General features: G+C 74.4%; 23 protein-coding genes and 1 pseudogene. 9 read left to right on the forward strand and 15 right to left on the reverse strand.

The features are described from left to right. Window positions 1-274, reverse strand: a pseudogene (locus D476_RS0113115) (two pore domain potassium channel family protein); the annotation flags it as partial. Window positions 275-378: 104 nt separating this feature from the next. Here D476_RS0113115 and D476_RS0113120 point away from each other — a divergent pair. Then, a complete protein-coding gene (locus D476_RS0113120; RefSeq protein WP_017624396.1) occupies window positions 379-1,047 on the forward strand; it encodes a lysophospholipid acyltransferase family protein in 669 nt (222 codons plus the stop codon). 490 nt (window positions 1,048-1,537) lie between these two features. Here D476_RS0113120 and rox read toward each other — a convergent pair whose 3' ends face one another. From rox to D476_RS33170, 3 genes are all read right to left on the reverse strand, one after another. After that, window positions 1,538-2,965: a rifampin monooxygenase gene (gene rox, locus D476_RS0113125; protein WP_017624397.1), complete on the reverse strand. Its 1,428-nt coding sequence runs from the start codon at window positions 2,963-2,965 to the stop codon at window positions 1,538-1,540. 468 nt (window positions 2,966-3,433) lie between these two features. Beyond that, window positions 3,434-4,948 carry an aminopeptidase P family protein gene (locus tag D476_RS0113130; protein WP_017624398.1) on the reverse strand — a complete coding sequence of 505 codons (1,515 nt, stop codon included), beginning with the start codon at window positions 4,946-4,948 and terminating at the stop codon, window positions 3,434-3,436. 45 nt (window positions 4,949-4,993) lie between these two features. Continuing rightward, window positions 4,994-5,566 (reverse strand): GNAT family N-acetyltransferase, encoded by a 573-nt coding sequence (locus D476_RS33170; RefSeq protein WP_017624399.1) that lies wholly within the window; start codon window positions 5,564-5,566, stop codon window positions 4,994-4,996. A gap of 243 nt (window positions 5,567-5,809) precedes the next feature. Here D476_RS33170 and D476_RS0113140 point away from each other — a divergent pair, with 243 nt between their 5' ends. Beyond that, a complete protein-coding gene (locus tag D476_RS0113140; protein WP_026123471.1) occupies window positions 5,810-6,910 on the forward strand; it encodes a pyridoxal-phosphate-dependent aminotransferase family protein in 1,101 nt (366 codons plus the stop codon). Between the two features lie 69 nt (window positions 6,911-6,979). On the opposite strand, the gene D476_RS0113145 is transcribed toward D476_RS0113140, so the two are convergent. Both D476_RS0113145 and D476_RS0113150 read right to left on the reverse strand, forming a co-directional pair. Continuing rightward, on the reverse strand, window positions 6,980-7,198 hold the full coding sequence (locus tag D476_RS0113145; RefSeq protein WP_026123472.1) for a DUF3099 domain-containing protein: 219 nt from the start codon (window positions 7,196-7,198) through the stop codon (window positions 6,980-6,982). A 9-nt stretch (window positions 7,199-7,207) separates the two neighbouring features. Next, window positions 7,208-8,179: an oxygenase MpaB family protein gene (locus tag D476_RS0113150; protein WP_017624402.1), complete on the reverse strand. Its 972-nt coding sequence runs from the start codon at window positions 8,177-8,179 to the stop codon at window positions 7,208-7,210. Between the two features lie 198 nt (window positions 8,180-8,377). On the opposite strand from D476_RS0113150, the gene D476_RS0113155 reads away from it, so the two are divergent. Both D476_RS0113155 and D476_RS0113160 read left to right on the forward strand, forming a co-directional pair. Continuing rightward, complete coding sequence (locus tag D476_RS0113155; protein WP_017624403.1) at window positions 8,378-9,235, forward strand: alpha/beta fold hydrolase; 858 nt, start codon at window positions 8,378-8,380, stop codon at window positions 9,233-9,235. 99 nt (window positions 9,236-9,334) lie between these two features. Next, the gene (locus D476_RS0113160; RefSeq protein ID WP_017624404.1) at window positions 9,335-10,699 is read left to right on the forward strand and encodes a hypothetical protein; all 1,365 of its coding nucleotides are present in this window, start codon (window positions 9,335-9,337) and stop codon (window positions 10,697-10,699) included. Window positions 10,700-10,765: 66 nt separating this feature from the next. On the opposite strand, the gene D476_RS0113165 is transcribed toward D476_RS0113160, so the two are convergent. Next, a complete protein-coding gene (locus tag D476_RS0113165; RefSeq protein ID WP_017624405.1) occupies window positions 10,766-11,839 on the reverse strand; it encodes a nitronate monooxygenase in 1,074 nt (357 codons plus the stop codon). A gap of 303 nt (window positions 11,840-12,142) precedes the next feature. On the opposite strand from D476_RS0113165, the gene D476_RS0113170 reads away from it, so the two are divergent. Further along, window positions 12,143-12,919 (forward strand): sulfite exporter TauE/SafE family protein, encoded by a 777-nt coding sequence (locus D476_RS0113170; protein ID WP_017624406.1) that lies wholly within the window; start codon window positions 12,143-12,145, stop codon window positions 12,917-12,919. Window positions 12,920-12,957: 38 nt separating this feature from the next. Here D476_RS0113170 and D476_RS0113175 read toward each other — a convergent pair whose 3' ends face one another. The 4 genes from D476_RS0113175 to D476_RS0113190 form a co-directional block, all read right to left on the reverse strand. Further along, window positions 12,958-13,761 (reverse strand): sugar isomerase domain-containing protein, encoded by an 804-nt coding sequence (locus D476_RS0113175; RefSeq protein WP_017624407.1) that lies wholly within the window; start codon window positions 13,759-13,761, stop codon window positions 12,958-12,960. Next, window positions 13,758-14,057 (reverse strand): PTS sugar transporter subunit IIB, encoded by a 300-nt coding sequence (locus D476_RS0113180; protein ID WP_040726268.1) that lies wholly within the window; start codon window positions 14,055-14,057, stop codon window positions 13,758-13,760. The genes D476_RS0113175 and D476_RS0113180 overlap by 4 nt, the downstream gene beginning before the upstream one ends. A gap of 69 nt (window positions 14,058-14,126) precedes the next feature. Next, a complete protein-coding gene (locus D476_RS0113185; protein WP_017624409.1) occupies window positions 14,127-15,545 on the reverse strand; it encodes a PTS ascorbate transporter subunit IIC in 1,419 nt (472 codons plus the stop codon). A 142-nt stretch (window positions 15,546-15,687) separates the two neighbouring features. Continuing rightward, window positions 15,688-16,335, reverse strand: coding sequence for an FMN-binding negative transcriptional regulator (locus D476_RS0113190; protein WP_017624410.1), 648 nt, complete (start codon window positions 16,333-16,335; stop codon window positions 15,688-15,690). Window positions 16,336-16,504: 169 nt separating this feature from the next. Here D476_RS0113190 and D476_RS0113195 point away from each other — a divergent pair, with 169 nt between their 5' ends. After that, on the forward strand, window positions 16,505-18,148 hold the full coding sequence (locus D476_RS0113195) for a flavin-containing monooxygenase (protein WP_017624411.1): 1,644 nt from the start codon (window positions 16,505-16,507) through the stop codon (window positions 18,146-18,148). Between the two features lie 51 nt (window positions 18,149-18,199). Here D476_RS0113195 and D476_RS0113200 read toward each other — a convergent pair whose 3' ends face one another. After that, entirely contained in the window at window positions 18,200-18,640 is a 441-nt protein-coding gene (locus tag D476_RS0113200) for a pyridoxamine 5'-phosphate oxidase family protein (RefSeq protein ID WP_017624412.1), read from the reverse strand. A 146-nt stretch (window positions 18,641-18,786) separates the two neighbouring features. Between D476_RS0113200 and D476_RS33175 the strand changes: the two genes are divergently transcribed. After that, on the forward strand, window positions 18,787-19,026 hold the full coding sequence (locus D476_RS33175) for a hypothetical protein (protein ID WP_017624413.1): 240 nt from the start codon (window positions 18,787-18,789) through the stop codon (window positions 19,024-19,026). A 190-nt stretch (window positions 19,027-19,216) separates the two neighbouring features. Here D476_RS33175 and rpsN read toward each other — a convergent pair whose 3' ends face one another. From rpsN to D476_RS0113220, 3 genes are all read right to left on the reverse strand, one after another. Continuing rightward, entirely contained in the window at window positions 19,217-19,522 is a 306-nt protein-coding gene (gene rpsN, locus D476_RS0113210; RefSeq protein ID WP_017624414.1) for a 30S ribosomal protein S14, read from the reverse strand. A 3-nt stretch (window positions 19,523-19,525) separates the two neighbouring features. Then, window positions 19,526-19,762 (reverse strand): 50S ribosomal protein L28, encoded by a 237-nt coding sequence (gene rpmB, locus D476_RS0113215; RefSeq protein ID WP_017624415.1) that lies wholly within the window; start codon window positions 19,760-19,762, stop codon window positions 19,526-19,528. 64 nt (window positions 19,763-19,826) lie between these two features. Then, window positions 19,827-20,804, reverse strand: coding sequence for a threonine ammonia-lyase (locus D476_RS0113220; protein ID WP_017624416.1), 978 nt, complete (start codon window positions 20,802-20,804; stop codon window positions 19,827-19,829). 110 nt (window positions 20,805-20,914) lie between these two features. On the opposite strand from D476_RS0113220, the gene D476_RS0113225 reads away from it, so the two are divergent. Together D476_RS0113225 and D476_RS0113230 are read left to right on the forward strand one after the other, a co-directional pair. Continuing rightward, window positions 20,915-21,508, forward strand: a complete 594-nt coding sequence (locus D476_RS0113225) for a flavin reductase family protein (RefSeq protein WP_017624417.1) — start codon at window positions 20,915-20,917, stop codon at window positions 21,506-21,508. 163 nt (window positions 21,509-21,671) lie between these two features. Further along, window positions 21,672-23,491, forward strand: a 1,820-nt coding sequence (locus tag D476_RS0113230) for an ABC transporter ATP-binding protein (protein ID WP_017624418.1), incomplete at its 3' end; no start/stop codon positions are given.

Below are 23,491 nucleotides of genomic sequence, written 5' to 3' on the forward strand. Positions count from 1 at the left end.
GCAGCACGATGACCACCAGGTCGAACCAGTTGCGGCGGACGAAGGCGGCCTTGCGCGGCGCCAGGGCCAGGCGGGCGAAGTAGTCGAGGGCGAAGACCGCCCACACCGACCAGATGGCGGCCTCGCACACCGCCCGCCACGTGTCGGAGAGCCCGGGGTCGATGATGGGCCACGCGTAGGCGGCGAAGAAGACGAGGGAGGCCGCCAAGAGCGGGGCGAAGGTGCGCCGCCGCCAGTTCTCCAGCCTGGTCTCTGTGGGGTGGGTGTCAGGCATGCCCGTTCGCTCCGGTCGTCGTGCAGGTGCAAGGGGTGGGGTCAGGAGCGCCGCGCCCGGGGCCCGTGGCTACCCTTTGCGGGTCGCACCACAGGAGGGGCCGCATGATCTACAAGGCGCTGCGCAGGATCGGCTCGGTCACGGGCCGCGCGCTGTACCGTCCGGACGTACGCGGCCTGGAGAACATCCCCGGGGACGGCCCGGTCATTCTCGCGTCCAACCACCTGTCGTTCTGCGACAGCGTCGTGATCCCCCTCGCGGTGCCCCGTACGGTCCGGTTCCTTGCCAAGGCCGAGTACTTCGACGCCCCCGGGGCCAAAGGGCGCGCCTCGCGCACCGTGTTCACCGCACTCGGGGCGGTCCCCGTGCGGCGCGGCGGCGGGCGCGAGGCCGTCGACGCCTTGGACCTCGGACTCTCGGTCCTCAAGGACGGCGGCGCCTTCGCGATCTATCCGGAGGGCACGCGCTCGCCCGATGGGCGACTGTACCGGGGGCGCACGGGGGTCGCACACCTGGCCTTGACGTCGGGGGCTCCGGTGGTCCCCGTCGCCGTCCGGGGGACGGACCGGGTGCAGCCCATCGACGCGAAGCTGCCCAGGATCGCCCCCATCGCCCTGCGCTTCGGCGAGCCGCTGGACTTCTCGTTCGGGTACGGCCACATGAAGACCGGCCGCGCGCGCAGGGTCGTCACCGATGAGGTGATGGACGCGATCGCCGCGCTGTCGGGCCAGGAGCGCGCGCGGGAGTACAACCCGAGGTCGGCCGACGACTGAGCGGCTGAGATCGTCGACGGGAAATGTGTGCCCCGATCAGTGGTCGACGACCACCGGCGGCCTCTTGACCGGGGCACCGATCAGCCGGTCGCGCCGGACCGCGGCGCAGAGCGCGCACCCCCTCCCCGGCACACCCCGGCCCGCACACACCGACCACCGGCGCCCCTCGCCGTGTCCGCAGCCGATTACAGGGTCTCCCATCAACGATCAAGGGGGGTTGAGTGGCTGATGGCCGTAGAACGGCACTGGCGGTGTCATATCCATCGCAAGGCCGCTGTGCTCCCGAAAAGCAGGAGGAGTCAGCCTAGGTGCGCTGTCGACCGATGAGAACATGGCGAGGGGCGTGCCCGGGCGCCGCGCAGGAGGCCGTGGCCCACGCACCCCTAGCGCCCGTCACCACGGCGGCGGGCCGCGCCCGGCCGTCCCGGAAGCGGGCGGCCGGGGGCGGCCGTCATCGGCCGACCCCGGCCGCCTGTCACGGTCCGGCCGGTCAGACCGCCGGACCGAACCACTCCTCCAGCCGCGCCGCCGACTCCTGCGGGTCGTCCCCGGCCCACACCACGTGCCCGTCCGGGCGCAGCAGCACCCCGGGAACGTCCAGCTCGTCGCTCTCGTCGACGACGTGGTCGACCCGGTCCTCCCAGCCCGCCGCCGTCAGCCCGCCGGTGCGGTCCAGCAGGAGGCCGCGCCCGCCGCGCATCCGCTCGTAGAGGCGCCCCTCCTTCAGCGGGACGTCCCGCAGGTGCCCGCCGACCAGCGGGTGTGCGCCCCCGAGGTCGTAGCGCACGCCGATCGCCGTGACCTTCTCGACCAGGTACCGGTTCACCTCCTCGAAGTCCATCAGCTCCGAGAGCAGCCGCCGCACCGCCTGCGCACCGGGGTCGGTCGAGACCAGCACCGACTGGGCGCGGGTGTTGTCGAGGACGCTCGCGGCCACCGGGTGCCGCTCGGCGCCGTAGGTGTCCAGCAGCCCTTCGGGCGCATGTCCGCGGACCTCGGCGGCCAGCTTCCAGCCGAGGTTGACGGCGTCCTGGACGCCGAGGTTGAGGCCCTGCCCGCCCAGCGGCGGGTGGATGTGCGCCGCGTCCCCGGCCAGCAGCACCCGGCCCTCCCGGTAGCGCTCGGCCAGCCGGGTGGCGTCGCCGAAGCGGGAGAGCCAGCTCGGCGAGTGCACCCCGAAGTCGGTCCCGGCGTGCACCCGCAGCTGCCGCCGGAACTCGTCGAACGCGGGCGGCTCGGTGCGGTCCTCGGCCACCGTCTCGGAGGGGACGACGACGCGGATGCGGCCGCTCCCGTCCGGGACGGGGCCCGCGGCGAAGCGCAGGTTGGTCTTGCGGACCTCGGTCATCACCGCGACGATCTCGTCGACGGGGGCGGTGGCCTCCATCTCGCCCAGCAGGGTGTCGTTGGTGCTGGGCTCCCCGGGGAAGCCGATGCCGAGCAGGCGGCGCACGGTGCTCCGGCCGCCGTCGCAGCCGACGAGGTAGCGGGCGCGCAGCCTCCGCCCGTCGTCCAGCTCGGCGGTCACGCCCTCCTCGTCCTGCGACACCCCGGTCAGCGCACTGCCGCGCCGGATGTCGGCGCCGAGTTCGGCGGCGCGCTCGGCCAGCAGCCGGTCGGTGGTGGTCTGCGGGATGCCCAGGATGTAGCCGTGCGCGGTGTCGAGCCCCTCCGGCGTCGGCTTGGAGATCCCGGCGAACCCGCCGAGCGGGTAGGTCTTGCCCTCCTCCAGGAACCGGTCCAGCAGCCCGCGCTGGTCCATCACCTCGATGCTGCGCACGTGCAGGCCCAGCGAGCGGACGACGGGCGTCGGCTCGGTGTCCTTCTCCACCACGGCCACCTGCACGCCCCACAGCCGCAGTTCGGCGGCGAGCATCATGCCCGTGGGGCCGCCGCCGACCACGATCACGTCGTTCATGTAAGCCCCTCTTCTCCCCTTTGAGTGCGCTGATTCCCGGGCGCGGCCGGGGGCGCCGCTCGCGTGCGCCACCGCCCCTCGCGTTCCGGCGCCCCCTCCGCCGGAGCCCCGCCCGGCCCCGTGCCGGGCCCGGTGCGCACGCTCCTCCGCGACCGGTTTCGCGCACGCCTCACAGGCCCTGCGACCAGGGCGGGTTCCGGCTTGGACGACCGATTGTGCGCCATGACCGGGGTCTTGCGGCAAGCCCCGGGGGCTGCTATAGATTGAAACTGGCAGGGAGAATCCTGCCCCTGACCGTCCACAATGGACGGTCAGGGTGCGGCCCGGCCGCCTCCCTCTCCACCGTCCTCCCGCCGTCGCCGCGGGAACCGTCGGCGGGGCCCGACAGCACGGCGCCCGCCCCGCCGGTGCGCGAACGCGACGGCGGGGCGGGCGCCCCTGTCCTCTGCGCGGTCCCCCGCGCCGCGGCTAGGCCTTCGGCAGGCGCTCGGCCAGCCAGGCCTCGACCTCGTCGGACCGGCGCGGCAGCCCGGCGGACATCACACGGTTGCCGTCCTCGGTCACGACCACGTCGTCCTCGATCCGGACGCCGATGCCGCGCAGCTCCTCGGGAACCGTCAGGTCGTCGGGCTGGAAGTACAGGCCCGGCTCCACCGTCAGCACCATGCCCGGCTTCAGATCCCCGTAGACGTGCTCCTCGGTGCGCGAGCGGGCGCAGTCGTGCACGTCCAGGCCCAGCATGTGCCCGGTGCCGTGCAGCGTGTACCGGCGCTGCAGCCCTAGCTCCACCACGCGGTCGACCGGCCCCTCCAGCAGGCCCATCTCGATCAGGCCCTCGGCCAGCGCGCGCTGGGCCGCAACGTGGTAGTCGCGGAAGGGGCGCCCCGGAGCGACCGCCGCGATCGACTCCTCCTGCGCCTTGTACACCAGGTCGTAGATGCGCCGCTGCACGTCGGTGAAGGTCCCCGAGATCGGCAGGGTCCGCGTCACGTCGGCGGTGTACAGCTCGTCCGTCTCCACACCGGCGTCGAGCAGCAGCAGCTCGCCGTCGCGCACCGGGCCGTCGTTGCGCACCCAGTGCAGCGTGGTCGCGTTGGGGCCGGACGCGGCGATGGTGCCGTAGCCGACGTCGTTGCCTTCCACCCGCGCGCGCAGGAAGAAGGTGCCTTCGATGTAGCGCTCGGAGGTCGCCTTGGCCTTGGGCAGCGCCGCCACGACGTCCTCGAAGCCGCGCACGGTGGAGTCCACGGCCTTCTGGAGCTGCTCGATCTCCCACTCGTCCTTGACCAGGCGCAGGTCGTGCAGGGCGACGGCCAGCTCCTCGTCGCGCTCGGCGGCCTTCCCGGCGTCTCCGCGCAGGCCGTCGACGACCTTCTCCAGCGCGGCGTCGTGCCCGCGCACGATGCGGGTGGCGGCCCCGTCGGCCGCCTTCTCCAGGACGGCCGGCAGCTCGCGCACGTCGTGGGCGGCGATCCCCAGGCGGGCGGCGCCCTCGGCGAGGCTGTCGCGGCGGCCGCTCCACAGCTCGCCGTGGCCGTCGAGCCAGAACTCGCCGTTCTCGCGGTTGGAGCGGGGGCGCAGGTAGGCGGTGACGTCGTGGCCGCCGGGGCGCGGCTCGAACACCAGGCACCCGTCGTCGGAACGGTCGCCCGACAGGTACACGTAGTCGCAGGCCGCCCGGAAGGGGTACTCGGTGTCGTTGGAGCGGGTCTTGAGGCCCCCGGCCGGGATCACCAGGCGCTCGCCGGGGAAGCGCGCGCTCAGCGCGGCGCGGCGGCGCGCCGTGTGCCCGGCCTGCTCCAGGGGCTCCACGTCGCGCAACTCGGTGTCGGCCCAGCCGGTGCGCATCCAGTCCGAGAGCTCAGCGGAGACCTTCTGTTCCTGACCGTTCTTCCGGGGCCGGAACACGGGCGCCTCGGCGCCGCCGGGGTTGTGCGCCTTCCCCTGGGGGTGCTGCTGCTCGGTCACGGCTGTGGCCTCCATCGCTCGCTCGCTGCTCGTACCGGCCGCTTGTGGCGGCGCGCTGGGTCAATCGTAGGACGCCTCACCGGCGCGCATCCCCGCGTGCCCGGCAGGCCCGGTCGGGCCGCCGGGCCCGCCGTGGGCGGCGAGGTCCTTGGCGAAGGCGTAATAGATGCGGCGCCCGTCGGGGACCATCCCCTCCTCGGAGGAGAGCGTGTACCCCAGGCGCTCGTACATCGCCACGGCCTCGGGCTGCTCGGGGCCGGTGGTCAGGTAGGCGCGGCGGTACCCGCGGCGCGCGGCGGCCTCCTCCAGGGCCGCCATCGCGCGGCGGCCCAGGCCCTGGCGGCGGCGCGCGGAGTCGGTCCAGATGCGCTTGAACTCGGCGGTGCGGGCGTCCTTGCGCAGGAAGGCGCCTCCGGCGACCGCGCGTCCCGCGTCCTCGACGAGGACGACCCCGCCGCCGGGGGCGGAGAAGGCGGCGTCCGGGGTGCCGGTGAGCTCACGCTCGGCGGCCTGCCGCCCGTAGCGGGCGGTGTACTCCGCGGCCAGGCCCTCCAGCATCGGGGCGACACCGGGGTCGCCCATGTCGGCCACCCGGACCGCGACGCCCTCGGCCTGCCCTGCCACCGCACCCATCGGCGCTCCTCTCCCCTGGTCTTCCCCTGGTCTCCCTGTGTCGCGGCGTGCCGCGCTCAGCGGCGCGCGCGCCCGGCCGACTCCGGCCCCCCGGGGCCGGGCCGGGCACCGCCGCCTCCAGCAGCAGAACGCACGCTTCCTGTCGGATCATCCCTTTTCCGGACGAGGGGCGGCGCACAGCACGGCGGGCCTCCCGCACCCCTGCTCCCCCACACGCCCCCGGCGCACCTTAGAGTGGCGGACATGCCTTTGATCGAGCGCACCCTCCTGGGACCCGGACCGAGCAACCCCTACCCCGAGGCCGTGCAGGGGCTCTCGGCCCCGATCCTGGGCCACCTCGACCCGGAGTTCATCAAGGTCCTCGACCGCACCGGCGACCGCCTGCGCGCGCTGTGGGGCACCTCCAACCCGCTGACCCTGCCGCTGTCCGGCACCGGGTCGCTGGGCATGGAGGCCGCCTTCGCCAACACCGTGCGCCCCGGCGACACCGCGGTCATCGCGGTCAACGGCCTGTTCGGCCAGCGGATGTGCGAGGTCGCCCGCCGCTACGGTGCCACGGTGGTGCGGGTCGACCACGCCTGGGGCGAGCCGGTGGACGTGCAGCGCGTCCTCGACGCCCACCCCTCCCCCGCCATCGTCGCCGCCGTACACGCCGAGACCTCGACCGGCGTCATGAGCGACATCGGCGCGCTGGGCGCGGCGCTGCGCGCGCGCTCCGACGACACCCTGCTGATCGCCGACTGCGTCACCTCCCTCGGCGGGACCGAGGTGGCGGTCGACGAGTGGAAGGTGGACGCCGCCTACTCCGGGACGCAGAAGTGCCTGGGCGTGCCCCCGGGGCTGGCGCCGTTCACCTTCTCCGAGCGCGCGTGGGAGCGCCGGGTCGAGGATCCCCCCGTCTGGTACATCGACCTGGGCCTGCTGGGCGCCTACGTGCGCGGCGGATCCGGCGGGGGCCGGGCCTACCACCACACCGCGCCGGTGGGCATGATCGCCGCCCTCGACCGGACCCTGGAGCGGATCCAGCAGGAGGGCGTGCACGACGTCGCGGCCCGCCACCGCGCAGCGGGCGAGCTGCTGCAGAACGGCCTGCGGGAGATGGGGCTGGAGCTGTTCGCGGCCGAGGGCCACCGCCTGCCCCAGCTCACCTCGGTCAAGGTCCCCGAGGGCGTGGACTCGGGCAAGGTGCGCGAGCGCCTGCTCACCGAGTACGGCATCGAGATCGGCGCGGGCGTGGGCGAGTACGCCTCGTCGGTGTGGCGGATCGGCCTGATGGGCCACAACGCGCGCCTGGACCGCGCCGAGCTGGTGCTGGCCGCGCTGCGCGCCGTGCTGCGGGGCTGACCGGCGCCCGGCTCCGGCCCCGCCGGACGCCGAGGGCCCACTGGGGCGTCCCGCAGCGTGCGGGGCGCCTCAGTCCGCGTTGGGGCCGTAGGAGGCGTCGTGGTCCTGCGGGTCGGCGGGGTCCTGGGTGTTGCCGATGATGGCGGCGACCGGCGGGAGGACCATCGCGACGGCGCACATGCCCACCGCCCACCCCACGCCGAACAGGTGGTAGACGGGCAGGGAGCCCCCGAAGAGCACCAGGCAGGCGCCCATCAGCCAGGCGTACCGACGCATGCGGCGCTTCACCACTCCAGGCTACCGCTCGACCACCGGCCCCTCCCAGGCCGGACCTGGGGCCCGCACCCGCACCGGCTCCGCCGCGGTGGGCTCCCGGACCGGCCAGGTGCCCGGGTCGCGCAGTCCGGCGAAGCCCCGTGAGACGTCGTAGCCCGCCGCCTCAAGGCGCCGCCGGGCGGTGCGCGCCCGCGCGATGGTGGCCTCGTCGAACACGCGGTTGTAGATGTCGTCCGGCAGGGCGTGCAGCCCTGTGCGGAGCGCGCGCAGGGAGGCGGTCACCGCGGTCTGCGTCCCCGGCGGTTCGGGGAGGATGCCGTACTCCTTCCGCGCCCACCGCGGGAGCGTGTAGTAGGCCAGCGCCCCGACGGGCAGCCACAGCGGCTTGAGGGGCGCCAGCGCGCGCATGTGCGCCGGGACCTTGGGCCACAGCAGGAACCGCACGGCCGCCCGCGCCTCGGCCCCGCCCCGGAGCCGTGGCCGCACCGAGGCCAGGTAGGCGCGCATCCGCCCGGCCGACGTCGGCACCTGCGCGGGGTCGAGCCCCACGTGGGCGGCGGTGTCCGCCTGCTCGGCGAAGTAGCGGTCGGCGTCGCCCGGTCCCAGGCGGACCCCGGCGCGGACGACCACCTCCAGGTAGGAGACCACTTCGGCGCAGTGCACCCACAGCAGCAGCTCCGGGTCGTCGACGCGGCGCGCAGCGCCGGTCTCCGGGTCGGTGAACCGCAGCCGCCGGTGCACCGCGCGCACCCGCGCGCCCAGCTCCTCGGCCTCCGCAGGGCTGCCGTAGGTGGTGGTGGCGACGAAGTCGGCGGTGCGCAGCAGCCGCCCCGTGGGGTCGTCCATGAAGTCCGAGCGCTGCCAGACGCCCTGCATCGCCACCGGGTGCAGCGCCTGGAGCATCAGCCCGCGCACCCCGGCGACCCACATGGACCGGTCGATGTGCAGGCGCCAGGAGACGGACTCGGGGAGGACGGCGGTCGGCTGCTCCATGCGGGCACTTCCTCTCGCTGCGCGGCTCTGGGCGTCCGCGGCACGTGTGCGGGGTCCCCCCTGAACCGGATTCTAGGCACAACGGGTTTTCCGGTCCGATCGGCGGTGGGGCGACCGGTCCGACAGCGGAGCCCACTAAGTTGGGAACCGTTGTCGAGCTCTACCGGAACCCTTCGACCCTTTCGACCGAGGAGCGCCATGGACCCCCACCTCTCCGGCGGCGCCGAGCCGACCACCCTCAGCGTCCGCGGCATGTCGTTCGACGCGCTGGCGGCTGGGCCCGCCGACGGCCCCCTGGCCCTGTTCCTGCACGGCTTCCCCGAGTTCTCGACCTGCTGGCGCGAGCAGCTCGCCGCCGCCGCGCGGGCCGGGTTCCGGGCCGTCGCCGTCGACCAGCGCGGCTACTCCCCCGGCGCCCGCCCCGAGGGCACCGCCGCCTACACCGTCGACGAACTCGTCGAGGACGTCTTCGGCTTCGCCGACGCGCTGGAGTGCGAGCGCTTCCACCTCGTCGCGCACGACTGGGGCGGGGTGCTGGCCTGGCCCGCCGCGTTCCGCCGCCCCGAGCGCATCCGCACCCTGACCGTGCTGTCCACCCCGCACCCGCGCGCGCTCACGGAGGCCGTGCGCGTCTCCGAGCAGCAGCAGAAGAAGCTGTCCTACATCGGCCTGTTCCGCATGGAGGGCAAGGCCGAGGAGGTGCTCCTCAAGGACGGCGCGGCCAAGCTGCGGGACGTCTACGAAGGGCGTGTTCCCGAGCCGCTGGTCGAGGACAACGTGCGCCGGCTGTCCGAGCCCGGGGCGCTGACGGCGGCGCTGAGCTGGTACCGCGCGCTGCAGGGCGACGCCGCCGACGCGGGAGCGGTGCAGGCGCCCACGCTGTACATGTGGGGCGAGGGCGACCTGGCGTTCGGCCCTGAGGCCGCCGAGGGCACGGGCGCCTGGGTGGAGGGTCCCTACGAGTACGTGCGTCTGGACAGCGCCACGCACTGGCTGCCCGAGGAGGACCCCGAGCGGGTCATCCCGCCGATCCTGGAGCACTTCAAGCGGGGGTGAGGCCCACGGGCCCCTCCCGCGACCGGGGTGTGGGCCCTGGCCGGGCGGGCGCCCCTCGGCCACCCTGGGGCTCCGGGGACGGAGCGACGGGAGGCCGTTATGGGAACGGGCGGACGACGTTGGACGGCCGGGGCGCTCGCCGCCGTCGCGCTGCTGCCGTGCGCGGCCGCGGTGGACGCCCGGCGCGCGGAGGCGCAGGAGGGGGGCGGCGGCCAGGGCGGCCCCGGCGGGTGGCGCCTGGTGCACGCCGAGAACTTCTCCCGGTTCGCCCCCGAGGACGACACCGGGTGGTTCCCCGACAAGGACGGCCCCGGAAGCCCGTACGACGCCGGGGGCTACGACAACGACGGCGGCTACTTCCGCACCATCGGCGGCGACGACTTCGACCGCCACCTGGAGGGCGTGGACCTGTACCGGCGCTCCTTCGCGTTCGGCAAGGGCGGGTGGCTGACCGCCGAGCTCGCCACGCGCGACACGGGCGGCGGCGCCCGGGAGGGCGCGCCGTCGTTCGGCAGGGACGTCCTTCCAGGCGCCGGGGCGACCGGCCTGTTCGACAACCCCGACCACCACGGCGCGGTCATCGTGCGCTCGACCGACGCGCTGCCCGAGGAGTACCGGATCGAGGTGACGCTGAAGACGGTCGACTTCGGCGGCCAGCGCGACGGCGAGTGGGACTACGACGGAAAGGTGAACGGGTACGCGCCCTCGGACTGCAAGACCAACTTCCCCTGGGCGGGGTCGGGGGACTTCTCCCCTCCCGAATGCGAGTGGTACGACGTCACCCGCGACTCCAACGGCTTCTACTTCCTGTCGGTCATGGACTATGAGCGTCCGGCGCCGCACAACAACGTCTTCGTGCACACGCACCGCAAGGTGGTGATGGACGGCTACAACCGGTACCGGTACACGGGCAACGGGCTGCGGTACTGCGATGCCTCCACCGGTGAGCTGCAGCCGTACGAGTGGGGCAGCGGCAACGGGGTCAACATGCTGTTCATGACCCCGGAGCGGCGCTACGGCAACCAGCCCGGCACCGAGTACCTGATGCACAGCGAGTGCGGGACGGAGTACGGGGGCGGGATCGTCAGCCAGGCCGACCTGGTCCCCGAGGCGATGCCGCGCCAGGACTACCGGTTCGCCGTCGAGCGCCGCGACGGGCGCTACGTGCTGGAGGTGGCGGGCGAGTTCCGCCACGTGGGCGAGTGGACGCTGCGGTACGAGCAGCCGTTCGACGACGGCGAGCACCCGGTGTGGCACTACAACAGGACGCCGGAGGAGTACGCGGGACGGTACGACCGGACGTGGACCTACCCCTCCCCCGACGGCACCTACACCGACCGGAACGTCTGGCCCGAGGGGTCGGCCTATCCCGACTTCTTCCTGATCGGCCAGCCGCACATGAACTTCTACGAGGGCGACGCCCGCGTGGACGACATCCGCATGTACGTCCCGAAGGACGCCTGAGGGGGCATCACGCCTGAGGGGCCTCCGCGCCCGCCGGGGGCGGCGGCGCCCGACCGGCGCGGCCTGTCAGTACCGGCCGGGCCCGGTCACGTCGGCCCCTTCGGCCAATGCGCGTACGACCTCGGCGGCCGGGCGCTCCTCCGCCGCCCGGTAGGCCGTGCCCGCCCACAGGTGGAGGCGTTCGGTGTCGCCCTCCCTGGCCGCAGCCGCGCGCATCGGGCCGGTCAGGTAGTGCACCTGCGGGTAGGCCGCCGGGGCCTCGGCCGTGTGCGCGGACAGGAAGCGGTTGACCAGTCCGCGCGCCCTGCGGCCGCTGAAGGCCCGGGTGACCGCGGTGCCGGGGAACACCTCGTCGGCCAGCGCCCGCTTGTAGGTCGCGGAGGCCCCGCTCTCCGGCGTCCTCAGCAGGACCGTGCCGATCTGGGCGGCGACGGCGCCGTGGGAGAGGACCTTGCGCACCGCCGCCGCGTCGCCGATCCCCCCGGCCGCGACCAGCGGGAGGTCCACCTCCTCCCGCACCTGCGACAGCAGGTCGAGCAGGGGCGTCGTGCGCTCCTCGGCGTCGTCGAAGGATCCCTGGTGCCCTCCGGCCTCGGCCCCCTGGACGGTCAGGGCGTCGGCGCCGGCCTCGGCGGCCGCGCGCGCCTCGTCCGGGGTCGTGACGGTCACCATGACGGCGCTGCCCGCCGCGTGCAGGGCCGCGGTGTCGGAGGGGTCCGGGACGCCGAAGGTGAAGCTCACCACCGCGACGGGGGACGCGGTCAGCAGGGCGACCTTGGCCGGGTAGCCGTCGTCGCTCCACCGGGGCTCGCCCGGTTCGGCGCCCACGGCCTCGATGTCCGGGGCGATGCCGCGCGCGTAGCCGTGGACCCGCTCGCGGTCGCCCGTGTCCTCTCCGGGCACGAACAGGTTGACGCCGAAGGGGCGGTCGGTCAGCTCGCGCGTGCGCGCGATCTGGGACGCCAGGGCGTCGGCGCCCTTGTAGCCGCCCGCGAGGAAGCCGAGGCCGCCCGCCGCGTTGACGGCGGCCACCAGTTCGGGGGTGCTGCCCCCGCCCGCCATCGGGGCGCCCACCACGGGGACCGCCCCCGGGGCCGCGAAGATACTGGCCACATCGGTCTGCGCTGCGTCCTGTCCCACGTTCGGCCGACCTCCTCCACCGGTTGCGGCAGCAGCCTGCCACACCCGGCGCCGATGCGCGCACCGGGGGCGGCCCGCCGAAGTTCCCCGCCCACTTCTCTCGCCATCAAGACATAATGAGGCTACCCTCACTTCCATGGTGTGATCCGGCGGCCACCCGGCGTCCCGCCCCTTTTCCCCGGGGGCGGGACCACGGGCCCAAGCACCCCCCGCCCGTCCGCGCGCCCGGGAGATGTCCCATAATCGGACGATGACCCGGTCCGGCGCCCGGTCGGCCGGCCGGGACGAAGGCAGGAGGAGCGCATGGACCCCGCGGCCGTCGCCCTCCTCGTCGCCGCCGGTTTCGCCGCGGGCCTGATCGGCTCGGTCGCGGGCCTGGCCTCGCTGTTCAGCTACCCCGCGCTGCTGGCCGTCGGGCTGCCGCCCATCGCCGCCAACGTCACCAACACCGTGGCGCTGTTCTCCAACACCGTGGGGTCGGCCGCCGCCTCGCGCTCCGAGCTGCGCGGACAGCGCGGGCGCATCGTGCGCCTGGGCGCGCTCGCCGCCTCAGGCGGGGCCCTGGGCGCCTGGCTGCTGCTCAACACCGACGAGGGCGTGTTCGAGCTGATCGTGCCCTGGCTCATCGCCCTGGGATCGCTCCTGCTGGTCGGGCGCGACACGGTGCGCCGCCTCGCGGCCCGCGCGGCCGCCCGCGGCGGGCGGCGGGGCGGGCGCTCGGGCCCCGCGGTGCTGGGGGTGTCCGTGGCGCTGGTGGGCGTCTACGGCGGCTATTTCGGGGCCGCGGCGGGCGTGCTCATGCTGGCGCTCCTGAGCGTCGCCCTGGACGAGTCGCTCGCGGTGTCCAACGCCCTGAAGAACGTCACCACCGGCGCCGCCAACCTGGTCGCCGCGGTCTCCTACGCCGTCCTGGCGCCCGTGCACTGGTGGGCGGCGGCCGCCCTGGCGTGCGGGTGCCTGCTGGGCAGCGCGCTGGGCCCGGCGCTGGTGCGCCGCCTGCCCGAGCGCCCCCTGCGGTGGGCCGTCTCCCTCGCCGGGTTCGCCCTGGCCGCCCACCTGTTCGTGTCGGCCCTGCGCTGAGGGGCGGGCGGCCGCGCCGACCGCGGCCGCCCGCCGCCTCAGCCCAGCTCGGGCACGCGCGGGCCGTACCGGGAGAAGAACCGCTGGTTCGCCTCGTCGCCGCCGGGCATGTTGGCCGAACGCCACAGGGGCGGCTCCAGGCCCTCCTTGCGCACCCGGTCGTGCACCGAGGCCAGCAGCAGGTTCCACAGGTAGGAGTTGACCAGGCTGGACAGCGGCGCGGTCACCGGGTCGGCCCACGGGTAGGCCGCGTCCCCGGGGTCGACCAGGGTGTCCACCACCAGCCCCGCCTCCTCGGCCAGGGTGCCGTCCGCCCGGCGCGGCGCGGCCGCCGCGCAGGCCCGCGAGGTGAAGGCCACCACCGGCAGCCCCCGGCCGCGCGCCCCGCGCGCCAGCTCCACCGGGTAGGGGTTGACCCCCGAGGTGGAGAACACGAACAGCAGGTCCCGGCCGTCGGCCCCGGCGCCTTCCAGGACCCGCTCGGCCAGGCCGCTCCGGCGCTCGGCGGCGGTCGCCGCGGCGGCGCCGTGCAGGGGCAGCAGCTCGGGGTCGTAGAGCGGCTTGACCGGGGCCAGCCCCCCGGCGCGGAAGAAGGCCTCGGCCACGGCGATCATCGAGTGGCCCGACCCCGCCACCAGGACCATTCCCTCGCCCCGGACGGCCCGCTCGACCAGAAGGGCGGCGACCTCCTCCAGCACGTCGGCGTTGGCCCGCTGAACCTCCTCCAGGCGGTCGCGCATGCGGGCCCCGAAGTCCCCGCCGCCGTGGTAGGCGTCCATCCGCTCCTCCTCGGTGTGCGTCGTCGCTGTGCCGTCCCGCCGCCGGGACCCGGTGCGCGTCACAGCCAGCCCTGCTCCTCCAGCGGCCCGCGCAGCTCGCGGGCCAGGCCCTCGCGGTCGAGGAAGTCGTCGACCGCGACCACCACCGGCGCGGTGCCCTCCATCTCGCCCATGTGCATGCCCTGGCCGATGACGACGTCGGCCGCCGTGCCCCGGGCGGTGGTCAGGTCGGCGTTCTCCACGCGTGCCCGGACGCCCAGGTCGCTGAGCGCCCCTTCGGCGGTCATCTTCAGGATGAGGCTGCTCCCCATCCCCACGCCGCACACGGTGAGCACCGTCAAGGGGTGTGATCGCGCCATCGTCGCCTCTTCTCCGATCGACCCTAGTGTTCCCTCCCGCCGCACACGGGGCGGCGGGCATCCTGCGGGCTACGTCCCCGGGCCCTTCGGGGCGCGCCCGTCCCGCGCGCGCTCCCTCCTCCGGGCGCGCAGCGACAGCCAGGTGAGCAGCCCCACCGTCACCGCACCGACGAGCACCGTCACCGGCCACACCCCCGGCAGGACCGCGCCGAGGCCGAGCAGGAGGGCGGTGATCGCGTACCAGTCGGCGTCGGCGAGGGTGGCCAGTTCCGGGGCGGTCCCGGAGAGCATGCCCCAGGCCACGGCCTGCCCGACGGCCAGGATGACGCCGTTGAGCACGCCCCCGGCCACGGCCCCGCGCCACCCCGCGACCGCGTTGCCGAAGACCCCGGCCGCCCCTCCGCCGAAGAACAGCATGATCATCGGCGGGACGAGGGTGAACCACCCGGTCGCGGCGAAGGCGCCCAGGAGGACGAGGAACACCCCGGTGCTGACGACGAAGCCGATCATCACGGCGGTCGGGGCGGCGGGGAAGACGGTGGGGATGTCCAGGGCGGGCTTGGAGCCGGGGACGGCCCTCTCGCCCACCCCCGTGAACGCGGGGACGATCTCGGCGAGGAACATGCGCACGCCGTAGAGGAGGATGGCGATGCCCGCGGCGAACCGGAAGGCGGCGATGACGCCCCAGGCCCAGGGGTCGATGTTCTCGTCGTAGGCGGCCGCGGCCTCGGCGACGGTCGCCGCGTCGGCGAACGCCATGGCGACCAGCAGGATGGCGCCGATCACCAGCGCGGTGCTGACGTTGACGTCCTTGAAGAACGACAGGCGGCGGGGCAGGGTCAGCTTCTCGGTGCCGTGCCGCTCGGGGTCGCCGAGGGGCCTGGCGACCACGGCCGTGAGCAGCGCCAGGGTGGAGGTGGTGTGGCCCAGCCCGAAGTCGTCGCGGCCGATCACCTTGCGCATGAACGGCGCGATCCACATGGGCTGCAGGGTCCAGTAGCAGGCGATGAGCACCGAGCCGCTGCCCACCAGGACGGCCTGGGGCAGGTCGCCGAACGCCTCGACCAGGGAGGCGGTGATGACCACGCTCACCCAGAACATCAGGTGGCCGGTGAGGTAGACGTTGCGGGCGGCCGGGAAGACGCGCACGAGCAGCAGGTGCAGGACGAAGCCCACCGTGATGACCAGGGCGACGGTCCCGCCGTACTCCCCCAGGAAGGCGTCCAGGGTGTTCTCCGCGGCGGGCGGGTCGGCCCCCACGGCGCTGGAGACGATGGTCTGGAAGTCGCCCAGGCCGCCGGTGAACAGTTCGATGCCGACGAACAGGATGACGATCCCCAGCACCGCCCTCAGGGCGCCGCCGACCACCTCCTCGACCGGCTTGCGCTGCAGGACCAGCCCCAGCAGGGTGATCAGGCCGATGAGGATGGCCACCTGGCCGAACACGTTGTCGGCGATCCAGATCAGGACGGCTTGCACGGCCTCCATGGGCGCCTCCGCTGCCGGGCGGCGGGTCCCGCCCGCACGCCCTCGACCGGTCTATACCGGCCTCCCACTCTGGGGAGCGGCGGTCTCGAAGTGGCCCCGATCACATCACAGTTCCGCAGTGTGCGCGGCTCGGGACATCCGGTCACCGCGTGGGCCGCTCCACGCGCTCCATCTCCTCGGCGACGGCCGCCCCCTGGGCCCCGCCCTCGCTCCGCAGCCCGGCCGCCGTCCCGGCCCGGTCGGCCTCGGAGCGGTTCTGCCCGAGCTTCCACTTGCCTTCGACGCGGTCGATGCGCACCTCGATTCCGACGATGGCCCGGAGCATGCCGTCGGTGAACGCGCGCGGGGCGTCGTCGACCGACCACGGGTCGGGGCGGCCGCCCTCGTGCCGCTCGGTCAGCAGCCGCACGGCCCACTCGGTCCATTCCGTGTCGTCGTGGGCGATGAGCCGGCCGTGCACGTGGGCGGTGACATAGTTCCAGGTGGGGACCGTGCGTCCGTGCTCGCGCTTGGAGGGGTACCAGGACGGCGAGACGTAGGCGCCGGGGCCGCGCACGATGACCATGGCCGGGGCGCCGCCACCGGCACCGGCGCGCCACTGGGGGTTGTTGCGCGCGAGGTGGCCCACCAGCCTGCCGTCTCCGCCGTCGCCGTCCGGGATGCGGACGAAGGGGACGGGGGTGGCGTCGAAGCCGTCGCCGTCCGCGGTGACCAGGTCGGACGCGGTCGGCGCGCCCAGCAGGCGCGCCAGGGACCCCTCGGGGGCGGAGAAGTGCGCGGGCACGTACACGGGGCATCCTCCAAAACAAACTAGTGCAAAACTCTTTTCTCATCGTACATACCTGCCCGCCCGGCGGGGTGGGCCGGGGGCCGTTGACCCCGGCACCGGCCCGGCCTACGTTCGGGCCACGCGCGCCGCCCCTCGGCCGCGCCCGACGCCGTCGCTCCGGAGGCGCCGCATGCCGTCCTCTCCGCACCGCACGCCCTCCCCCTCCCCCACCGCCCCCGGCGGCCTCGACGTCCTGGTCGTCGGCGCCGGCTTCGCCGGGCTCTACCTGCTCCACCGGCTGCGCGGGCTGGGCCTGCGCGCGCTGGCCCTGGAGGCCGGGGCGGGCATCGGCGGCACGTGGTACTGGAACCGGTACCCGGGCGCGCGCTGCGACGTGGAGAGCATGGACTACTCCTACTCCTTCGACCCCGCCCTGGAGCAGGAGTGGTCGTGGACGCGGCGCTACCCCGGCCAGGCCGAGATCCTGGGCTACATCGAGCACGTGGCCGACCGGTTCGACCTGCGCCGGGACGTGCGCACGGACACGCGCGCCGCTGCGGCCGCCTGGGACGGCGCCGACCGGGTCTGGCGCGTGCGCACCGACGGCGGCACCGCCTACGCCGCCCGGTACCTGGTCATGGCCACCGGGTGCCTGTCGGTGCCCAAGGCCCCGGGGGTCGACGGCCTGGAGCGGTTCCGGGGGCGCGTGCTCCACACCGGGCGCTGGCCGCACGAGGAGGTGGACTTCACGGGGCGCAGGGTGGCGGTGATCGGCACCGGCTCCTCGGGCATCCAGGCCGTCCCGGTCATCGCCGAGGCGGCCGCCGAGGTCACCGTCTTCCAGCGCACCGCCAACTTCAGCCTCCCGGCCAACGACCGCCCGCTCGCCCCGGACGAGCAGGACGCCGTCAAGCGCCGCTACCGCGAGCACCGCGCACGCGCCCGGAGATCGCCCACGGGCGTCCCCGGGCCCAAGGCCGACCTGTCGGCCCTGGAGGTGTCCGAGGAGGAGCGCACCGCCACCTACCGGCAGGCATGGGAGCACGGCGGGCTGTTCGGGATGCTGCGCTCCTACAACGACCTGAGCACCGACGCCGACGCCAACGCGACCGCGGCGGACTTCATCCGCGCGCGCATCGCCGAGGCCGTCGACGACCCCGCCACGGCCGAGGCGCTGACCCCGCGCAGCCACCCCTTCGGCACCAAGCGGCCGTGCATCGACTCGGGGTACTACACGGCCTTCAACCGCGACGGCGTGCGCCTGGTGGACCTGCGCGCCGAGCCGCTCGCCGGGGCGACGCCGGGAGGGGTGGCCACCGCCCGCGGCGAGTACCCGGCCGACGACCTGGTGCTGGCCACCGGCTACGACGCGATGACCGGCGCCCTGACCGCCGTGAACCCGTGCGGGCGGGGCGGGCTGCACCTGCGCGACGCCTGGGCGGAGGGGCCCACCGCCCACCTGGGGCTGGCGGTGGCCGGATTCCCGAACATGTTCACGGTGACGGGCCCGGGGAGCCCGTCGGTGCTCAGCAACATGGTGGTCTCGATCGAGCAGCACGTGGAGTGGATCTCCGGCCTGATCGCGTCCGCGTACGGGCAGGGCGCGGAGGTCGTCGAGGCCGACCCCGGGGCACAGCGGCAGTGGGTGGCCCACGTGCAGGAGGTCGCCGCGGCCACACTGTTCCCGCGCGCGGACTCCTGGTACATGGGGGCCAACGTACCGGGAAAGCCCCGCGTGTTCCTGCCGTATCCGGGCGGGGTCGACGTGTACCGGGACGTGCTGGACGGGGTGGCGGCCTCGGGGTACGAGGGCTTCCGCCTCAGCCGGGCCTGACCCGGCGCCTCAGGGGCCGCGCGGCCGATCGGCCGCCCCGCCCCCGCTCCCTCACATGGCGAAGACGCGGTCCGGGCGGATGAGGACGGCGGTGCGCCGCTGCTCCTCCATGGCCCGGTCGTACTCGGCCCAGTCGTCGTGGGTGCCGCCCGCGGCGGCGAAGACCCCGCGCAGCAGCGCGCGCAGGTGGGCGGAGTCGACGCCGTCGTAGGGGTCGTCGTAGCCGATCAGGTCGGCGTGCCCGGCCACGCTCGCCCAGTGGTATCCGGCCTGGAAGACCAGGGATGCCTGCGGGCGCTCCCTGAGGAGCCGCAGCTTGACCGCGTCGGCGGCGGTGGTGAAGGCGGCGGCGGGCTCCCCGGTGACCGGGTGCTCCGTCAGGCCGGCGGCGACGAGGCTGGACTGGACCGACCCGTCGGCGCGAACGGCGGAGACGACGGCGCGGTGGCCGCCCCGGTCGATCACGGATTGGACCTCGGTCAGTTCGGCCATGCCCCGAACCTACGCGGCCGCGCCGGTCCGGTGCGAAGATATGACGCGGTTCACTTTCAGGAACGGTGCGTACTTCAGTGAACAGTGATTACTCTTGAAGGTGCGGGGCTCCCCGCCCCGACCGTGCCATCCACAGGAGGCCGAACATGGTCGACACCGCTCTGATCACCACCGTCCTGGCCATCACCCTCGGAGGGATCGCCCTGGTCGTGCTCGGCGCGATCGGCTGCACCGCCAATGCGGCACTGCAGAACCGCCTCGACGACAAGGCGGGCGTCCCCCGCCCCGACGGCGCGATGCCCGCCCCGAGGGCCGCAGCGCCGACCCGGGCCGCCGAGTCGGCCCGCACGCACGACCGCGAGCCCGTCCCCGGCCACGCGGCCTGAGGGCGCACGCCCTCCGGGCCCGCCCCCTTCGCCGCTTCGGGCGGAGGGGCAGTGCGGCGGCGCCGACCCTTCGTCGCCGCCCCATGCGCCGGGGACGCCCCGGACGGCGCCTGCACCCCTGAGGCGCCGCCCGGGCGCTCCTGTCCCCGCCGGGGCCAGGGGCGGGGGCGGCTTCACTCGGGACCGGCCCTCACCAGCTCGACTTGGTGATGCCCGGCAGCTCGCCTCGGTGGGCCATCTCGCGGAAACGGATCCGGGACAGCCCCGCCTTGCGGATGTAGCCCCGGGGCCGACCGTCCACCGCGTCGCGGTTGCGCACGCGCGTGCGGCTGGCGTCGCGCGGCTGGCGCGCCAGCGCCCGCACGGCCTCGGCGCGCTCCTCGGGCCCGGTGTCCGGGTGGGCGATGACCCGCTTCAGCTCGGCCCGGCGCTCGGCGTACAGCGCCACGACCTCCTTGCGGCGCTCGTTCTTGGCGATCTTGCTCTTCTTGGCCACGCCTCAGACCTTCTCTCCACGCGCACGGATCTCGGCGACCACCCGCTCGACGCCCCTGCGGTCGACGACCTTCATCCCCTTGGTGCTCACCCGCAGGCGCACCCAGCGGCGCTCCGACTCCAGCCAGTACCGCTTGGTCTGCAGGTTGACGTCGAACCGGCGGCGGGTCCGCCGGTGGGAGTGGGAGACGTTGTTGCCGAACGCGGGCCTCTTGCCCGTCACCTGGCACACGCGTGACATGGACAGCACGTCCTCTCGGGGTCGTTCCGGACCCGCCCACCCTACACCATAACGATAACCGTTTTCATTTCCGCGCGGACGCGTCGCCCCCGTCCAGGGCCCGGCGCAGCAGCACCGGGTCCACGTTGCCGCCGGAGACGACCGCCACCACGGCCTCCCCCCGCACCCGCCCGGCCAGGTGGGCCGCGGCCGCGAGCGCCCCGCTGGGCTCGGCCACCACGCGCGCCTCCCGCGCGATCACCCCCATCGCGTGCACGATCTCCTCCTCGGTGACCGTCACGATGCCGTCCAGGCGCTCCTTCATGTGGGCGAAGGTCAGCTCCGAGGGGCCCACCCGGACCCCGTCGGCGACGGTCCTCCCGGTGCGCTCGGGGCTCCAGGACACCAGGCGCCCCTCCCCCAGCCCCTCGGCGGTCTCGGCGGCCAGCTCGGGCTCCACCCCGACCACCCGCACGTCCGGCCGCAGCCCCTTGACCGCGGTCGCCGTCCCGGAGGCCAGGCCGCCCCCGCCCACCGGCACCACGACGGTGTCGACGCCGCCCAGGTCCTCCACGACCTCCAGCCCCACCGTCCCCTGCCCGGCGATCACCTCCCGGTCGTCGAAGGGCGGGACCAGCACCATGCCGCGGCGCAGGGCGATGTCCCCCGCGGCCTGCGCACGCCGCGCCGCGGGGACGGGCACGATCTCGGCGCCCAGGCGCCGCATGCCGTCCAGCTTCACCTTCGGCGCCCCCTCGGGCACCACCACGACACAGGGGACCTCCTCCGACCGCGCGGCGAAGGCCAGGGCCTGGCCGTGGTTGCCCGAGGAGTGGGTGACCACACCGGCCGCCTTGCGCCGCGCGGGCAGCGCGCGCACGGCGTTCACGGCCCCGCGGATCTTGAATGCCCCGACGGGCTGCAGGTTCTCCGGTTTGAGCCACAGCCGCCCCTCGGCCCAGGGACAGGTCAGGAGCGGCGTGCGCACCGCCCGGCGTCGGATCCGGCCCGACGCCGCCTGCACGTCGGCCAGGGTGATCAGCTCGATGCCACTGCGTTCCATGCCCCTTCTTCTTCCCCTCAGGGACCCCACGGACCCCGCACCCGCCCCGGCCCCGCCCCCTGGGGGCCGCATCGCACGCGGCCTCCGGCGCACCGCCGATAATGGTGGCGATGCGTACCGAGTTCACCGCCGAGGACCTCCCCGGGCGGGCCTTCTACACGATGCTCACGGCCGTCGTCGTCCCGCGCCCCATCGCCTGGGTCGCGACGGTCTCCGCCTCCGGGAGCGACAACCTCGCCCCGCACTCCTTCTTCACCGTCTCCTGCGCCGAGCCGCCGATCGTGCAGTTCACCTCGGTCGGCCGCAAGGACAGTCTGCGCAACATCGAGGAGACCGGCGAGTTCACCGTGAACCTCGCCCCCGAGCCGCTGATGGAGCAGGTCAACGCCACCTCGGCGCCGCTGGAGCGCGGCGACAGCGAGTTCGACGCGGCCGGGCTGGCGCGCGAGCCGGGTGCCGCGGTGAAGGCCCCGCGGGTGGCCGCGAGTCCGGTGGCGCTGGAGTGCCGCCTGCACTCGACCCTGCTGCTCGGCGACTCCACGGTGGTGTTCGGGCGGGTCGTGCACGTGGCCGTGGACGGGTCCGTGCTCGACGGCGCCCACCCGGAGGTGACACGCCTGCGGCCGCTGTCCCGCCTCGGCCGCAACGAATGGGGGACGCTGGGCGGGGTCGTGGCCATGGACCGGCCCACCCGGCGCCCGTAGCCGCGAGCGCGCCCCCTCGGGAGGGGGACTCCCGAGGGGGCTCCGGACCGGCCCTCCGCACGGGCCGCCCCCGGCCATTGACCTCAAGTTAACTCTAGGTCTTAATGTTCTCGTGCGACGCGCGCCCGAGGGCGCTGACCCACGAGAGGCCGGTGAGGCGGACATGAGCATGGAGATGACCGCGTGGCACTCGCTGTACATGGCGATGCACGCGGAACAGGACAAGCGCCCCTTCTCCAAGGAGACGCTGAAGCGCATCGCCGGATTCGCCGCACCGCACCGCGCACGGCTCGGCGCCTTCCTGGTGCTCAGCGTCGTCCTGGCGGTCCTGGCCGTGGCGACCCCGGTGCTGGCGGGCCGCGTGGTCAACGCCATCATCGACGGCCGGGACCTGGGCCTGGTCGTGGGCCTCGCCGGGCTCATCGCCCTCATCGCCCTGGGCGAGGCGGCCTTCGGGCTGCTGACCCGCTGGCTGTCGGCGGGCCTGGGCGAGGGCCTGATCCTGGACCTGCGCACCGCCGTCTACGACCACGTGCAGCGCATGCCGGTCGCCTTCTTCACCCGCACCCGCACCGGCGCCCTCGTCAGCAGGCTGAACAACGACGTCATCGGGGCCCAGCGCGCGTTCAGCGACATCCTGTCCGGTGTCGTCAGCAACGTCGTGACGCTGCTGCTGACCCTGATCGTGATGGTCAACATCTCCTGGCAGATCACCCTGCTGTCGCTGCTGCTGCTCCCCCTGTTCCTGGTCCCCGCCCGGCGCATGGGATCGCGCCTGGCGCGCCTGGAGCGCGAGTCGGCCCACCACGACGCCGCCATGGGCACCCAGATGACCGAGCGCTTCTCCGCCCCGGGCGCCACCCTGGTGAAGCTGTTCGGGCGCCCTGAGCACGAGTCGGCCGAGTTCGCCACGCGCGCGCGGCGGGTACGCGACATCGGGGTGCGCACGGCGATGGTGCAGGAGGTCTTCTTCACCGCGCTGACCCTGGTCTCGGCCCTGGCGCTGGCGCTGGTCTACGGCCTGGGCGGCTACTACGTCTTCACCGGCGGCCTGGACTCGGGGTCGGTGGTCGCCATGGCCCTGCTGCTCACCCGCCTGTACGCGCCGCTGACCGCCCTGGCCAGCGCCCGCGTGGAGATCATGAGCGCGCTGGTCAGCTTCAGCCGCGTCTTCGAGGTGCTCGACCTGGAGCCGCTGGTCAAGGAGCGCCCCGACGCGCGGCCGCTCCCCGAGGGCGCCGCCGACGTTGAGTTCGACGGGGTCGAGTTCGGCTACCCCAAGGCGTCGGCGTTCTCGCTGGCCTCCCTGGAGGAGGTCGCCGACCTGGACGACCGGGACGAGGGGCGGGTGCTGCACGGGGTCACCTTCCGGGCCGCGCCCGGCGAGACCGTGGCCCTGGTGGGCTCCTCGGGCGCGGGCAAGTCCACCATCGCCCAGCTCATCCCGCGCCTGTACGACGTGGACGGCGGCACGGTGCGCATCGGCGGGACCGATGTGCGCGACCTGACCGCCGAGTCGCTGCGCCGCTCGGTCGGCATGGTCACCCAGGACGGGCACCTGTTCCACGACACCGTCCGCGCCAACCTGCGCTTCGCCGCCCCCGAGGCCACCGACGAACAGCTGTGGGACGCCCTGCGCCGGGCGCGGCTGGACGGCCTGGTGGCGGGGCTGCCGGACGGCCTGGACACCATGGTCGGCGAGCGCGGCTACCGCTTCTCCGGGGGCGAACGGCAGCGGCTCACCATCGCCCGGCTGCTGCTGGCCTCCCCGCGCGTGGTGATCCTCGACGAGGCGACCTCCAGCCTGGACGCCACCTCCGAGGCGGCGGTGCAGGAGGCACTGGCCGAGGCGCTGCACGGGCGCACGGCGGTGGTGATCGCGCACCGGCTGTCCACGATCCAGGCGGCCGACCGCATCCTGGTGGTCGAGCAGGGCCGCATCGCCGAGCAGGGCACCCACGAGGAGCTGCTGGCGGCGGGCGG

This window comes from Nocardiopsis chromatogenes YIM 90109 (genome assembly GCF_000341185.1).
In the GTDB taxonomy this organism is placed as follows: Bacteria; Actinomycetota; Actinomycetes; order Streptosporangiales; family Streptosporangiaceae; genus Nocardiopsis_A; species Nocardiopsis_A chromatogenes.